The 15,363-nt window shown below is 47.3% G+C and carries 16 protein-coding genes; 11 read left to right on the forward strand and 5 right to left on the reverse strand.

The window, feature by feature from the left end; translation table 11 throughout:
* The first annotated feature begins 387 nt into the window (after positions 1–387).
* From NNC77_RS11060 to NNC77_RS11085, 6 genes are all read left to right on the forward strand, one after another.
* On the forward strand, positions 388–747 hold the full coding sequence (locus tag NNC77_RS11060; RefSeq protein ID WP_147350889.1) for a hypothetical protein: 360 nt from the start codon (positions 388–390) through the stop codon (positions 745–747).
* A gap of 400 nt (positions 748–1,147) precedes the next feature.
* Positions 1,148–1,744, forward strand: a complete 597-nt coding sequence (locus tag NNC77_RS11065) for a hypothetical protein (protein ID WP_254971005.1) — start codon at positions 1,148–1,150, stop codon at positions 1,742–1,744.
* A 195-nt stretch (positions 1,745–1,939) separates the two neighbouring features.
* On the forward strand, positions 1,940–2,470 hold the full coding sequence (locus NNC77_RS11070) for a hypothetical protein (RefSeq protein ID WP_254971006.1): 531 nt from the start codon (positions 1,940–1,942) through the stop codon (positions 2,468–2,470).
* A gap of 33 nt (positions 2,471–2,503) precedes the next feature.
* Positions 2,504–2,893: a hypothetical protein gene (locus NNC77_RS11075; protein WP_118064139.1), complete on the forward strand. Its 390-nt coding sequence runs from the start codon at positions 2,504–2,506 to the stop codon at positions 2,891–2,893.
* Positions 2,894–3,021: 128 nt separating this feature from the next.
* Complete coding sequence (locus NNC77_RS11080) at positions 3,022–5,580, forward strand: hypothetical protein (protein WP_254971008.1); 2,559 nt, start codon at positions 3,022–3,024, stop codon at positions 5,578–5,580.
* A gap of 24 nt (positions 5,581–5,604) precedes the next feature.
* Positions 5,605–6,165 (forward strand): DUF5675 family protein, encoded by a 561-nt coding sequence (locus NNC77_RS11085; RefSeq protein ID WP_254971009.1) that lies wholly within the window; start codon positions 5,605–5,607, stop codon positions 6,163–6,165.
* A 68-nt stretch (positions 6,166–6,233) separates the two neighbouring features.
* On the opposite strand, the gene NNC77_RS11090 is transcribed toward NNC77_RS11085, so the two are convergent.
* Genes NNC77_RS11090 through rsmG form a run of 5 tightly spaced genes read right to left on the reverse strand, consistent with a single transcriptional unit; the run spans position 6,234 to position 10,200 of the window.
* The gene (locus tag NNC77_RS11090) at positions 6,234–6,743 is read right to left on the reverse strand and encodes a hypothetical protein (RefSeq protein WP_119229470.1); all 510 of its coding nucleotides are present in this window, start codon (positions 6,741–6,743) and stop codon (positions 6,234–6,236) included.
* A 30-nt stretch (positions 6,744–6,773) separates the two neighbouring features.
* A complete protein-coding gene (locus NNC77_RS11095; protein ID WP_254971011.1) occupies positions 6,774–8,264 on the reverse strand; it encodes an ATP-binding cassette domain-containing protein in 1,491 nt (496 codons plus the stop codon).
* 5 nt (positions 8,265–8,269) lie between these two features.
* Entirely contained in the window at positions 8,270–8,845 is a 576-nt protein-coding gene (gene ruvC / locus NNC77_RS11100; protein ID WP_006846693.1) for a crossover junction endodeoxyribonuclease RuvC, read from the reverse strand.
* A gap of 39 nt (positions 8,846–8,884) precedes the next feature.
* Positions 8,885–9,529: an MBL fold metallo-hydrolase gene (locus NNC77_RS11105; protein WP_118080403.1), complete on the reverse strand. Its 645-nt coding sequence runs from the start codon at positions 9,527–9,529 to the stop codon at positions 8,885–8,887.
* Between the two features lie 44 nt (positions 9,530–9,573).
* Entirely contained in the window at positions 9,574–10,200 is a 627-nt protein-coding gene (gene rsmG / locus NNC77_RS11110; RefSeq protein WP_040552760.1) for a 16S rRNA (guanine(527)-N(7))-methyltransferase RsmG, read from the reverse strand.
* 195 nt (positions 10,201–10,395) lie between these two features.
* On the opposite strand from rsmG, the gene NNC77_RS11115 reads away from it, so the two are divergent.
* The 5 genes from NNC77_RS11115 (at position 10,396) to NNC77_RS11135 (ending at position 15,347) form a co-directional block, all read left to right on the forward strand.
* Positions 10,396–11,079 (forward strand): HAD family hydrolase, encoded by a 684-nt coding sequence (locus tag NNC77_RS11115; RefSeq protein ID WP_254971013.1) that lies wholly within the window; start codon positions 10,396–10,398, stop codon positions 11,077–11,079.
* 37 nt (positions 11,080–11,116) lie between these two features.
* Positions 11,117–11,935, forward strand: coding sequence for a 3-methyl-2-oxobutanoate hydroxymethyltransferase (gene panB, locus NNC77_RS11120; RefSeq protein ID WP_117694810.1), 819 nt, complete (start codon positions 11,117–11,119; stop codon positions 11,933–11,935).
* Positions 11,936–12,004: 69 nt separating this feature from the next.
* Positions 12,005–13,225 (forward strand): MFS transporter, encoded by a 1,221-nt coding sequence (locus NNC77_RS11125; RefSeq protein WP_254971016.1) that lies wholly within the window; start codon positions 12,005–12,007, stop codon positions 13,223–13,225.
* A 188-nt stretch (positions 13,226–13,413) separates the two neighbouring features.
* A complete protein-coding gene (locus tag NNC77_RS11130; RefSeq protein ID WP_117586534.1) occupies positions 13,414–14,409 on the forward strand; it encodes an AAA family ATPase in 996 nt (331 codons plus the stop codon).
* A 68-nt stretch (positions 14,410–14,477) separates the two neighbouring features.
* Complete coding sequence (locus NNC77_RS11135; RefSeq protein ID WP_254971022.1) at positions 14,478–15,347, forward strand: DUF58 domain-containing protein; 870 nt, start codon at positions 14,478–14,480, stop codon at positions 15,345–15,347.
* Positions 15,348–15,363 lie beyond the last annotated feature (16 nt).

Genomic DNA, 15,363 nt, shown 5'->3' on the forward strand with positions numbered 1-15,363 from the left:
TTAGGGATTCCTTTGGTTAGAATTGTTGTGATTAGTAAGGATAAACTTTTGGATAATAATACATTATTTTCTTATGAAGCAAAAGGAGATTCTATATTTGTCAATCAGGCAAAAAATCTTGTCATTTACGTAAATTCTATTCAAAAGTAAACTCTATGGGGAGTTTTTTATTATGGTTCTACAAGAATTAGTGTGTGTTAACGAGAGTGTAAGCTGGTGAGTTAATAAAACGACAATCACCGCAATAAAACTATTAATTTTACGTTCTTTTCAAAAAAAAGGGTTGTGCAATAGTGGCTTAAAGGCTAAAAGCACTACCTTTGAATGCTGTTAAATATGGTAATGTTCAAAGTCACAATTTGTGATCTCAAAAATAAAGATAGAAATATGGCAGATAATATAGAACATCAAGATAAAGGAGAACTGGTCGCAAATTGCGACCGGTTCTACAGCCATCGCCTCAAAGCGTCATGTGCCACCAATGGCTACTTTTATAAGCTCTATGCACCATTACAGGCAAATTGTCCGCAGCTTGCGGACGATTTCAAATTTCTTTTTCTTATTCCTTGGGACCACCATCGTCGTATCATAGATAAGTGCAAGGGCAATGGCGCAACAGATAACCAAAGACCCTTCAATGCCCACCTCCATGCCTATGTGGTTTATAAGAAAAATTACGGAATGCAAGCCGCAGTGGTTCTCAACCTCATGCATAAGGGAAAGGACTTGCTGGCTTTTATGAAGTAAATATAAGTGAGTTTTTCCGCCTCACTATGTGTTAGCGAACTCATTTTGAGGCTAATTCTAATCTATAAATAAATACCTAAAAAAAAGAAAGTAAAATATGATGAAATCGGAGACCAACTGTCCCCTAAGGGTGTATTCCCTTATAGCTCTCCTGGCATTTGCTTGTACCAGCAAAATTGTTAGTGCAAACAAATTCTAACGTCCTCTACTAAGGAACGAGCGACAAAGAACTTATTGCTAACTATTATAAATTTCGAATTATGGGGAGATTTATAATCAAGCTCTTGCGCTTGATACTGAAGTATGGGCGATTCGGCCTTTTTTGCGTGGTCATTCAATTGGATGGCAACAGCAAGTATATTGAGTATTCTTACAATTTGAGGCGTTCCCTCCTATGGATATGAGCATACACGTACAATTACTGGTAGATGTTGCCATGCAGGAAAGAGATTATCATGATGTACTCGTATTACGTCGCTTCTTGGAGACCTTTAACAGAATAGACAATCATTTGGTTGAAGCTGAACTTCCTAGGCTTGATGCCTATATCGCCACTCTGGATGGCTATTATGAATACCTGGAGCAAAGGAATAGAAAGCCATTGGATAATGGTATCAGAATCGGCCGAAAAAAAGAATACCTTTTTGTGTCTGATGAAGCATCTTCTTTAAAAGATGAAGAGACGACCGCCGAGCAAGCCTCTTTATTTATAGAATTTCTCACCCTAAATGGCCTAAATTCTATGTCTACCAGTGCTAGCAAGTCTTCACCAATGAATATCGCCATATTTGCGTTTATCAGATATTGGAGAAGAAGGGGGATCTTGGCACCGCAGCACATCGTCAGTGCCAATGCCATTTATAGATTTCTTACTGAGGATTGTCATATAAGAAGAGATGTTACGATAAAATCGTTCAACAATGTCTTCAATCATTGTGAGGACATAAAAAATCAGGAAATGGATGATAAAGTGGCTGAATTCTTTGCCCATAGATGATTTTTTTTTATGGGACAAATATTAATCCTATTTATCCTATTTTTCCCAAAGGTGTTTTTGCCCTATCTTTGCACCCGTAATCAGACAAGTAAAGTCTGGTTGCGGGCGTTTTTTGTTATAGGAATCCGGTACCGTTCCTGAAACTGAAATTTGGCGAATAACTCGCAGTCCAACCCTTTAATATGATATATTGATATGGCAGAAAATGCTTATGTATTTTATCATCCGCAGTATGGCGGATTGAGAGTGGTGAACAACGAAGAAGGATTGTTCTTTTGTATCGAGGACCTGATTGCCATCACTGATATTGGCAGAGATAAATTGTTCCCAGTATTAGCCGATACGGAGGGGAAAGTGGTAGAAATATATGTGGAAGCGGAAACAAAAAAAGTTCCGAAGGCTTATAAACAACGTTTGTTTTTCGGTGAATTCTTTGGCAATGCTGACAAGGTGAAACAAAAAAGTAAAATAGCTTGGAGAAGTATGATATTCGTAGATTCTCAGGTGGTGAGAGATATGACCATAGGCTGTTCGAAAGATCCTGAGCGTAAGTTGTTTTACAAGTGGGTCAAGGATTTTATCCAGCCTGTGATGGAGGACGAGGACAGATGTTGGTGTTATGAATGTGTCATGATGAAAAGAGTCTGTTATTACCCTCTAGACAAGCCGATGGACATCCGATATGCTGCCGACGGCCTGTATATCAACGATATGAGAATCAACTGACATTATTCATCTTTTAAACAAGTTATTACGATTATGAAACAAGCAGCAAAGAAGCAGCTCCTCAACGCCCAGAAGGTGGACGGAGCCATCATCAGTGAGGAAAACGGTACCATCGCCTTCCGCAAGGCGCCATGGAACGATACCGAGGTTATCTGCGAACAGCCTAAGGTGATACCGGGCAGAATGGTATGCTCTGGCGAGAAGGGAGGCGATGAGTTCGACTTCAAGCCTTATGAGCGTACGGGCGAGAAGCTTTTCGAGGAAATCTTCAAGACCAAGCATGCCGTGGTGCGCACCACCAAGCGCACGGTGCAGGTGAACTATACCTTCAGCCGTGACCTGGACAAGCAGGACATGCTGCGCTACCTCAAGGTAGAGCACAAGGAACTGATTGCCGGATTTAAGGAGAATGTTGAATGTTGAGTGTTGAATGTTGAATTAGGCTAGCGCCTTTGCGACTGTTAGGCAATTCAACATTCAACATTAAATTCAACACTCAACATTCAACATTAAATTCAACATTCAACACTCAACATTCAACATTCAAAAAAATGGAACATATTATAGCATATAATCCGTACAAGAATGGCAATAAGGGGAGCGTAAGCTCCCAGCCACTCTCGGTCTACGACAAGACCATCGCTTATCCCTGGATGGCAGAACTGGTAGCTGCCATCCGTGGGGGTAACGATGAACTGAAGAAGCAGTTGCCCTTCCGCTGCGCTCACTACTACCAGTTCCGAGACAACAGACGCTCGCAGAAAAATGCCGTGCCCGAAAGCTTCCTCTTCCAAACCACCATCGACGTGGACGACAAGGAATATGTGGATAAGGCGATAGAGAAGGCACGGGAGTTGAACTGCAGCGACACCATCTGGAATGGAGCCCTGCTGCACCTGGAGTACTCAGCCCGCAAGAAGTTGCACATCGACATCCGCATGCCAGTCGGCATGACTATCGAGGAGACGCAGCGAGCCTATTGCGAGGCGCTGGGCGTGCCCTACGACGAGAGCTGCATCACGCCAGAACGCATGCTCTTCGTCACCGACAAGGAGTCGGAAATCTATCGCTCGCCCCATTGGTACGAAGTGCTGCCACAGGAAGAACTGAAGAGGCGCAGACAAGCCTACCTGGACCGTGGACTTACCATCGACGGACGAATCCAGCAAGGCACCCAGCCAAAACCACTCAACATTCAACATTCAAAACTCAACACTCAACAAATTGTTCAAGACCATCGACTTTCGGGCTCTGACAGCCATCACGCTGTTTCTTCTGGCTCTGCTATTCAGCCTGCCCAACCTTGTGATAGCAATGCTGCTCATGCTGCTCATCTCAGCCCTGCTGGAGCTCATCAGGATGCTGTCGCAGTGGCAACCGTCAAGAACCTAGCAGCCTTCGACCTCTTCCGCAATGCGGCTGGCTTGAAGGACGTAGACATCAACACCCCAGGCTCGCGCCACTCATCGCTCCTGGCTATCATGAGCGCAGGCGCATCGAGAGTGATGCCTGAAGAGGAACTGAAGGCGGTGGTGGCGCAGAAGATGCCTGCCTTTTCGCAGGAGCGTGACTGCCAGCAGCTCATCCACGATTTTTATGCGAAATATGGCGACAGTTCGAAGCCGATGTCGCAAGCCGTAATCCGCATCAATGCTCAGGCTGAGAAGTCATCCCAGAAGGATGCCGTGGCATTCAAATCCGCAAGTTCTGTGGGTTCCGAAGGCGGCACGGATTCCAATGCGGAAGATGATAAATTAACTCCGCCTCCGATGCCCGAACATCTCCCAAAACTCGTGGAGCTGCTGTTATCGAAGACACCGGACGTATACAAGCCAGCCGTGGCACACGCCATCTTCCCGCCACTTGCTACACACCTCTGTAAGACCACCTTCAAGTATATCGACAATGTGGAGCACGAGGCTACCCTGATGTGCTGTCTGCTGGCGGGCACGGGCGCAGGCAAGAACTGTGTGCAGATGCCCATCAACATGATTATGGAGGACATCAGACAGCGCGACCGTGAGAACCTGCAACGGGAGAAGGAATGGAAAGAAGAGGTGACACGCAAGGGTGCCAACAAGGATAAGCGCAAGCGTCCGGAAAACCTCATCATACAGGAGATAGACGCCGATATGACCAACCCGGCATTCGTGATGCGCACGGCTGAGGCTCAGGAACATTTCCTCTATACAACGCTCAACGAGATAGACCAGTTCGACGCCCTCAAGGGACAGGGCAACCAGCAGTTCAAGATTATGTGCCTTGCCTTTGATCCAGGCAACTCATACGGCCAGACCCGCGTGGGCACATCGAGTATCACCGAGCGCATCACCATCCGGTTCAACTGGAATGCATCGACCACCGTCCAGCTGGGGCAGCGATATTTCTCAAAGGTGCTCACCGACGGACCTATCAGCCGCATCAACTTCTGTACCATCCCAGAGCGGGAAATCGGTGCCGAAATGCCAGTATACGGCGAATATGACGATGCCTTCAGGGAGGCGCTCAGACCGTACATAGAGAATCTGTGCAAGGCGTCGGGTAGGATAGACTGTGCTGAGGCTTTCGCCCTGGCAGAAAAGTTGAAGGATGAGAACGCCGACTTTTCGCGCATGTCGCAAAACAGGGTGTTCGAGAATCTCTCCTTCCGTGGCAACGTTATTGCCTTCCTCAAGGCTTGCGTGCTATACGTGGCAAACGGCTGCAAATGGGAACCCGAAATAGAAGAGTTCATCAGATGGAGCGAGAGCTACGACCTGTGGTGCAAGATGATTTTCTTTGGTGCCAGCATAGCCAAGGCTAATGAGGTAGGAGAGAAATCGAGCAAGCGAGGACCTACCAACCTGCTGCAGCAATTGCCTGACACATTCACTTATGCACAGGCTGAAATGGTACGTCTGCATAACGACTTCGGCAAGAAGGGTACGGTGACGATGCTGAGAAACTGGGTGAACCGCCATTATATCGAGAAAATCCCTCCGAAGGGAGTAAATGCCGACGGAGCTGACGGAAAGCAGGGCGGAAAGGTGTTCAGTATTCAGTTATTCAGTTTTAAGAAGCTATTATTTCGTTCTGACGGACTCGACCTGAGATGTTTTAACGCAAAATAGTTTAACACTTAACATTCAAACAAAATGGAAATAGTATTAAAGCGTATAGCTAAAAAGGGAACTTATACCATCGGCAGACTCTATCTGCTGACCGATGCAAGCGTAAGTCGTAACTCGCTGCCGGGCAAGAAGAAAGACGACAAGTCCAAATTGATTCATACCTTTGACAGCCAGCTGCTGTCCAAAGATACATATCTCTGTGATACCTTGGAGCCTACCTGGCGCAATCTGTTGGGTATCAAGCTAAAGCCAGAGGAAGTGGATGCACGCTATAGCCGCAAGAGCGGCGTGAAGGCGCGTAAGATACCTGACCATACTGCCATTCCTGAGGGCACTTATCCAGTGGTTATATCGTATTCGCCAAGATTCAAGCGTTGGCTGCCATTGCTGGTGGGTGTGCCGAATTTCGAGGGCATCCGCATCCATGCAGGCAATTATCCTGACGATACGCAAGGCTGCATCCTTGTTGGGGAGAACAAGTTCGAGGGCATGGTAGTGAACTCCCGTATCTGGCTGCAGCGGCTTATCAACGCCATGACAGCGGCGCGCGACCGAGACGAAAGTATCTGGATAACCATCCTATAGACAAACAGCATCCCTGCATAAGGGATGCTGCTAATCTGTTTTTATATATTTTCTGACTGAAAACGTTCTTAAAGCTTTGACCAGTCGATGCTGCGGATAAATGCCAAGGTTGAAACCCAATCGCAGTCGAGGCAGAAAGGAGTAGGAACATCCGGGGTGTTGTAATAAGCCAGGGTAAACTCTGTATCTGCATCCTTAAATGCCTTGTGGTCGATGGTTGCCTGCTTGAAAAACTGGGTTACGAGCGGCTTGTTCTTGTTTGAAGCCTCCTTCAGTCGCCTCTGATAGAGCGTAATATAAACGCTCATGGCATAGGCCTGCTCGTTGAGATAGCGAACCTTGATGTTCAAGGTGTCCTTGCTCAGATTCTTGTCGAGCATTACATACGGTGGCAGAATCTTGCTGCGCATGTAGGTCATTGCGTCAAACTTGAAGAGGGCTGTACGGCGCTCGTCCATGCTCTTCGTGGTGTCGTTGATGATTGCATCAGAAGTGCGGAGCACCTCGTTTAATACATCCTGGGCGCTTGCCTTAGCTATGCTGAGGGTGAGCGCAAATAATAATATTATGTATCTCATCTTTCTGAAATTATTAATTATCAATTCTTTTTAATCGTTGGTGTGGCGCATGAGGAAGATGCTGTGGTCGATGCACGCTGGCAATTCTTCCTTATAATGCGTTACCATGATCATGGTTTTGTTCTGGCGGCGACAGAAGGCTTCGATGACGTCTTTTACAAGACGGCGGTTGCGGTTGTCGAGTCCGTGGAGCGGCTCATCGAGAATCAGCAGTTCCGGATCCTTGACAAAGGCACGAGCCAGGAGAACGAGGCGCTGTTCGCCGCTGGAGAGCTTCAGGAAACCACGGTCTTCAAGACCTTCCAGTCCAAATACTTTCATCCAGAAGCGGCACTTGTCCATATCTTCTTCCTTCGGCTTTACATAGAGACCTACGGAATCCATCAGGCCGCTTGCTACGATGCGGATGGCTGGCAGGTCGCGCTGGTAAGAGCGGTGAAGCTCAGGCGATACGTAGCCGATGTGCTTCTTGATGTCCCAGATGCTTTCGCCGCTGCCTCGAGGATTGTCGAAGAGGGTAATGTCGCAGGCGTAACTCTGCGGATTATCGGCACAGACCAGACTGAGGAGCGTACTCTTTCCGGCTCCGTTCTGTCCGCTCAAAGCCCATCGCTCGCCGTTCATCACGGTCCAGTCGAGGTCATTGAGGATGATTCGCTCGCCATACTGTATGCGCACCTTGTTCATCTTCACCACTTCCTGGGTATGATATTCGCGGTCGCTGTAAGGCTGGTCTACGATGGCCTGTTCCAGCTCCGGGCTCAGCACATGGGCAGGCACGGATTCTCTGCCGGCAAGATATTCGGCGAGGGTTACCTTAGGCAGAACCTTCATATTCTTCACTTCTACCACGTGGGTGATGAAGTCGGGAATATCATCGCTCTTGCTCAGTACGAGGATAATCTGCAGGGCTCGCTCTGAAGAGAGGGTCTTGAGCAGTTCCTTGAGCTGGTCGCGGGTTTCAGCATCGAGTCCGATAAACGGATTGTCCATGATGAGCACGCGAGGCTCTGAGAAGAGGGTAGAGGCAAGTTTGAACTTGCGGAGCTCGCCACTTGAGAGCAGGATGGTGTATTTGTCCATCAGGTGCTGCATGTGGAAGAGTTTGTAGATGTGCTGCTGCAGGGCTCTGCGCTCCGGTGTGTCTTCACCAGCCATCTGGTAGGCTTCTTCCAGCTTGTCTTTTACGACAGGCGTGTTCTCGTCTATCTCGAGCTGGTTCCAGCGCTGCTGCAGGAAATAAGTGCGGTCGTTATCGCCTCCGTAGGTGTCGCGGAAGGTAATATACTTGATGTTGTCGCTCACCATTGTTTTCTGACTAGGTGAGAAATCGTAATCAGGGTCGTGCATCAGGAGTGGGTGGCGACCTACGATGATGTCGACAAACATTGATTTTCCTCCACCGTTCGGACCTACGACAGCGATGTGTTCACCATCGCACGCCTCGAAGTTTACGGGTTCTGCCATACGCCATTCGGGCATACGGGTAACACCGTTTTTAATGCTAATAATCTTTTGCATCTCTCTTATTTTTTTATTCTACTCTGATTCTTTGTTGCAAAGTCTTTCCAGCTGCTGTAGTGCTTGGCATCGGTCTCCGGGCGGTTCATCTGCAGAAAGTGGCAGTAGGCTGCCCCCAGCGCATCGGTAGCGTCCATGAACTTCGGCATTTCGTCTTGCTGAATATGGAGCAGTCGCTGCAGCATTCCCGCCACCTGTTCTTTTGAAGCCTGTCCCTGTCCGGTAATGGCCATCTTGATTTTGAGCGGCGCATATTCGTGGATAGGAACGCTGTGATGAATGGCTGCTGCGATGGCTACTCCCTGCGCCCTGCCCAGCTTGAGCATCGACTGCACGTTCTTGCCGAAGAAGGGAGCTTCTATGGCCATCTCGTCGGGCAGATAGCTGTCGATGATGCCGGTTACGCGGTCGAAGATCTTGCCCAGCCGGAGATAGGGATCGCTCTCTTTGCGCATGTCGATGACGCCCATCACCACCAGTTCTGCCTTGTTGCCGATGATGCGGATTACGCCATAGCCCATCACGTTGGTTCCGGGGTCAATGCCGAGAATAATCTTCTCTGTATTCGATTTCTTGATCATCACAAATAAATCTCCTGACTTTTTAAAAAGACGCTTGTTCTAGCGGTCCATATATGGGTTGTGAGCGAGCTCTTCGCCTATGCTGGTGTATTCGCCATGACCCGGTAGAACCTGGGTTTCGTCAGGCAACTGACCGAGATGGCGCAGGCTGTTGATGATGCGGAACATGCTGCCTCCAGGGAAATCGGTTCTGCCGATAGAGTTGTGGAAGAGGGTGTCGCCGGTGAAGGCTACGTGCTCTGCCTCGCAATAGAAGGTGACGGAACCGCTGCTGTGGCCCGGAGTGGCGATGACCTGGAACTCGTGGTTGCCGAACTTGATGACCTCTTCATCTTCGAAGAATCTGCCAATAGGCGGAAACTGGTAATCGAGCTGCATCTGATAGAAGGTTTCTGCCTGCTTGGCGAGTCCCTTCATCAGGTTTTCATCAGCTGCCGATACTTCAGGTTTCAGTCCGAACTCCTGGTAGATGGTGTTGTTGCCGAAGTTATGGTCAAGATGTCCATGGGTTACGAGCAGGTGAACGGGCTTGAGCTGGTTCTCCTTAATATATTGTGTAATAGCTTTGCGCTCTTCCGGATAGAAGGCACCGCAATCGATGATGACGCATTCCTTGGTCTCATCGCTCACCACGTAGCAGTTTTCCTGCAACATGTTTACTTGAAATCTTTCTATATGTAACATTTCTTACTTTGAACTTTATGATTACTTTTCACTCTTCACTTCTACTACGCCGGAACGTAAACCAGTTGCTTGTCCTGACTGAACCATTCTTCATCGAAGAAAGTGCTGAGCGGAGTGATTTCTGAAATCTTGAAGTATTGCTTCAGTTCTTCTTTCAGATTACCGCCCTTCAGACACAGAAGTCCGTTAGGCAGAGCGTTTTGCCCCTTCTGCTTAAAGTTTTTCTTGATAATCTTCATCAGGTCAGGAAGCTGCATTACCGCACGGCTTACCACGAAATCGTACTTGCCTTTTTCGTCTTCTCCGCGCAGATGTTCAGCCTTGAGATTCTGCAGATTGATTGCCGTAGCCACCTCGTTGCAGACTCTGATTTTCTTGCCCGTTCCATCTATCAGCTTGAACTTGCATTCAGGGAAAAGGATGGCGAGCGGAATGCCCGGGAAACCTCCGCCGCAGCCGAAATCGAGAATCTCCGTGCCCGGACGGAAATGGATGGCCTTGGCTATTGCCAGAGAATGGAGCACGTGGTGCTCGTACAGATTATCGATGTCCTTGCGGCTGATGACATTGATCTTGCTGTTCCAGTCGCGGTATAATGCATCGAGTGCCTCGAACTGCTTTTTCTGCTCTTCCGTGAGGTTCGGGAAGTATTTCTCTATTATTTCTATCATATAATTATATGTATTCTTCTTTATTTCTACTGATTTTCTGTTATTTTTCTGCAAAGGTAGTGTAAAAAATCGGAAAACACGTAATAAAAACATCAAAATCTGTCAGATTATGCTCGTATATTAAGTTTTTTGCGTAACTTTGCACCCGTTTTCAATATAATTTAAGCAAAAATAGATAAAAACAGACAAGAAAATATGATAAAAGCAGCACTCTTCGATCTGGATGGCGTGGTTTTCGATACAGAATCACAGTACTCCATCTTTTGGGGAATGATAGGCAGGGAGTATCATCCGGAAATGCCCGATTTCGAATATCGCATCAAAGGACAGACTCTGGTTCAGATTTACGACAAGTATTTCACTGATGAAGCCGTCTTCGCCCACATCGAAGGTTTTACAGGCGCAAAGGAGGAACAGGCTAAGATTACAGCCCGACTGGATGAGTTTGAAAAGACCATGCAGTATGAATATATTGCAGGGTTCGAAGACTTCATCAGCGACTTGAAGCAGCATGGCGTAAAATGCGCTGTGGTAACGAGCAGCAACATTCAGAAGATGCTGAATGTCTACGACCGTCACCCGGAATTCAAGGCTTATTTCGACCGCGTGCTGACCAGCGAGGATTTCGCCGAAAGCAAGCCTCATCCAGACTGCTATCTGAAAGGTGCAGCCTATTTCGGTGTAGAACCGGAGGACTGTGTAGGACTGGAAGACAGCTTCAACGGACTGAAGGCGGTGAGAGCCTCAGGAGCCTTTACCTTAGGTCTTGCCACAACGAACAGCAGAGAAGCCATAGAGCCGCTATCCGACTATGTAATAGATGATTACAGAGGTTTCGGATTTGCTGATTTGCAGCGCATCGTGGAGGATGCGAAATAGATTCAACGCAGAACAATAAATAAATCAAAATAAAAAAATGGGATATTTATCTACTGACAAGAAGAAAATTACCACCAAGACCTTCGCAGAAATGAAGAAGGCTGGCGAGAAAGTAACCATGCTGACAGCATACGACTTTACAACAGCCGGAATTATAGATGCTGCAGGAATTGACTCTATATTAATAGGTGATTCGGCCAGCAATGTGATGGCAGGAAATGCAGACACATTGCCGATTACCGTAGACCAGATGATTTATCACGCCCGCAGCGTGGCCCGTGCCTGCCAGCATGCTTTCGTGGTTTGCGACATGCCTTTCGGCAGCTATCAGGTCAGCAAGGAAGAGGCGCTGCGCAATGCTTGCCGCATGATGAAGGAGACGGGTGTAGATGCTCTGAAACTGGAAGGCGGCGTAGAAATCTGCGACACGGTTAAGGCGCTGGTTAATGCCGGAATCCCGGTTCATGGTCATCTCGGACTTACCCCGCAGAGCGTGAACAAGTTTGGCGGTTATGGCATTCGTGCCAAGGAAGAGGCTGAGGCACAGAAGCTTATCAGCGACGCCATTGCGCTGGACGAAGCAGGCTGCTTTGCCATCGTACTGGAGAAGGTTCCTGCTAAGCTCGCTGCTGAAGTAAGCAAGAAGGTGAAGGCTGTAACGATTGGAATCGGTGCTGGTAACGGCTGCGACGGACAGGTGCTGGTTTATGCTGATGCACTTGGAATGACACAGGGTTTCAAGCCTAAGTTCCTGCGCCACTTTGCTCAGGTAGGCGAGGAAATGACCAAGGGTGTGAAGGCTTATATTGATGCGGTGAAGACCGTAGATTATCCTAGCGCTGAAGAGAGTTATTAACATTAACTCTCTTTTTACCGAAGTGTAAGAGAGTATAAATACGATAGATTCATAAAAGAGTTTAGAATAATGGATACACAAAATACACCAGTACATATCAAGCTGTGGCACAAGGACTTCTGGCGGTTATGCTTTGCCAACCTCTTGCTGATGTCGAGTGTGTACATGCTCGTTTTTGCCATTCCTTATTTCCTGATTCAGGAGAAGTATCAGATGTGGCAGATAGGGTGTGTGCTTCTTGCATACGGATTTGGACTGTTTCTGTTTGGCGGCTTCTGCTCTTATCTGGTGCAGCGCTACCGCAGGAATATGGTCTGTCAGCTTTCCATTTTAGGTGTGGTTGTTTGCCTTTCGGTTCTTTACTATCTGGATACGTTCTGGAACATCAGGTTTCCTTTTGAGATTCTCCTGGCGGTCCGTTTCCTGTTGGGAGCATTTCTGGGGCTGGCTCAGATGTCGCTTGCCAGTACGCTGGTTATTGATTCCTGCGAGTCGTTCCAGCGCACCGAGGCTAATTACATTACCTCCTGGTTTGCCCGCTTTTCGATAGCCATAGGCCCCTTGGTGGCATATTTTGTTTACAACTATTTCGGCATGGCCTATGTTTTCCCTACGGCTTCGTTGCTGGCTTTGGGAGCCTTCGTGCTGGTTTCTCGCGCCAAGTTTCCTTTTAAGGCACCTGCCGAAGGAATTAAGGCTTTCAGCCTCGACCGCTTCTATCTGCCACAGGGAACTCCACTGTTTATCAACATCATCCTGATTACTTTTTCTGCGGGATTATACTTTTCTGTGCCTCATTCTACTGGTAACTTTCTGATGATTTTCGGAGGATTGGTCTTGGCGTTTCTGGCAGAAAAGTTTGTCTTTGCTGATGCAGATCTGAAGAGTCAGATAATCGTAGGTCTGATATTGTTGGCTTCTGCTGAATTGATTTCGTTCGGAAGTCAGGAGTTTGCTGTAGAAATCGTGGTTCCAACCTTGCTGGGTTTCAGCTTGGGAATCATCGGAAGCCGTTTTCTGCTCTTCTATATCAAGCTTGCCAAACATTGCCAGCGCGGCACGAGCGTGAACTCATTCTTCCTGGCTTGGGAATTGGGATTGAGCTTGGGACTCGGTCTCGGATTCCTGTTCCATAATCTTCCTGCGAGAGCGCATTTTGACGTAGATCATCCTGTATATAATATGATTGAATCAGGGATGTTACACTATGCGCTTCTTTTTACAATCGTATCGTTGCTGGTGTACAATTTTCTGGTTCATCCTTGGTACATGAAGCATAAAAACAGATAAAATATTTGAAATCTCGTTTGTTTCATAAAAGCTATTCTTTAAAAGAACCTAAAAATAGCTTTTATGAAACATTTTTAATATTATTTAGATAGGTTTTTTCGCTTTTGTGGCTTAATTTGAGTACTTTTGCGTTTAGTTTTGGAAATATATTGTTTGAATTAAGAAATTAAACGTAAAAATATAGAATTATGGCAGAAGCTATTGATATCCGCGAATTGAATATCCGGATAGAACAACAAAGTCAGTTTGTTACCAACCTGGTAATGGGCATGAATAAGGTAATCGTAGGTCAGAAACACCTCGTAGATTGCCTTCTTATCGGTCTTCTCTCTGATGGTCATATCCTGCTTGAGGGTGTACCTGGTCTGGCGAAGACACTTGCAATCAAGACATTGTCACAGCTTATCAGCTCCGACTATAGCCGCATTCAGTTTACTCCTGACCTGTTGCCTGCCGATGTGGTGGGTACTCAGATTTATTCACAGAAAGACGAGGCTTTTCATGTAAAGCGCGGTCCTGTCTTCGCCAATTTCGTCTTGGCAGATGAGATTAACCGTGCCCCAGCCAAGGTGCAGAGTGCGCTGCTCGAAGCCATGCAGGAACATCAGGTTACCATTGGCGATGAAACCTTCAAACTGCCTAGTCCGTTCCTGGTAATGGCTACACAGAACCCTATCGAGCAGGAAGGAACCTATCAGTTGCCTGAAGCACAGGTAGACCGTTTCCTGCTGAAGGTAATCATCGATTATCCTACACTGGAAGAGGAGAAGCTCATCATCCGTGAGAATATCCAGGGCGGACTTCCTGAGGTTACACCTGTAACATCTGCCGAGGAGATTCTGAAGGCCCGCAAGATTGTAAACGAGGTTTATCTCGATGAGAAGATTGAGCAGTATATTGCCGATATCGTCTTTGCTTCACGTTATCCTGAGCGCTACGGACTGGGCGAGCTGAAAGACATGATTACCTTCGGCGGCAGTCCTCGTGCCAGCATCTCTCTTGCCAAGGCAGCCAGAGCCTATGCATTTATCAAGCATCGCGGCTATGTGATTCCAGAGGATGTAAGAGCTGTAGCCCATGACGTAATGCGCCATCGTATCGGCCTTTCTTACGAGGCTGAGGCAAGCAATGTGACAAGCGAGGAAATCGTAAGCCGCATCATTAATAAGGTGGAAGTGCCTTGATCGTTAACAGTTTATAGTTAACAGTTTATAGTTAACAGTTGATAGTTTATAGTTAATAGTTTAGGATTTTGGATACACAAGATATCTTAAAAAAGGTTCGGAAGATAGAAATCAAGACTCGCGGACTGAGTCAGAACATCTTCGCAGGTCAGTATCATTCTGCCTTCAAGGGTAGGGGAATGGCCTTTGCCGAGGTGCGTGAATATCAGTATGGCGATGATGTGAGAGACATCGACTGGAACGTGACCGCCCGCTTTCATAAGCCTTATGTCAAGGTGTTTGAAGAGGAAAGGGAACTGACGGTGATGCTGCTCGTAGACGTCAGCGGGTCGCTCGATTTCGGTACGATGAAGCAGATGAAGCGCGATCTGGCTACTGAGATTGCTGCCACACTCGCCTTCAGTGCCATTCAGAACAATGACAAGATAGGTGTCATCTTCTTCTCTGACCGTATCGAGAAGTACATTCCGCCTAAGAAAGGAAGAAAGCATATTCTCTATATCATCAGAGAAATGCTCAACTTCCAGCCGCAAAGCCAGCGTACCGACATCGGTTGCGCCCTGGAATATTTCACCCGCGTGATGAAACGCCACTGCACAGCTTTCGTAATCAGCGACTTCTACGATCATAAGGATTTCCAGCATCAGCTGCAGATTGCCAACCAGAAGCATGATGTAGTAGCCATTCAGGTTTACGACCCGCGTGCCAAGGTGCTGCCGGATGTAGGACTGCTCAAGGTGATGGACGCAGAAACCGGACACGAAATGTATATTGATACAAGTTCGAAGAAACTGCGAATGGCTCATACCCAGCAATGGCTGATGCAGCAGGAGAATCTGAAAACCGACTTTGCCAAAAGCAAGGTCGACTGGACTTCGATTGCCACTAACGAGGACTTCTCGAAGGCGCTCCTGTTGCTTTTCAAGCAGAGAGGCTGATGATGCTCAGTTATCT

Origin of the sequence: Segatella copri, from assembly GCF_024330485.1 — a bacterium.
Lineage (GTDB): Bacteria > Bacteroidota > Bacteroidia > Bacteroidales > Bacteroidaceae > Prevotella > Prevotella copri_L.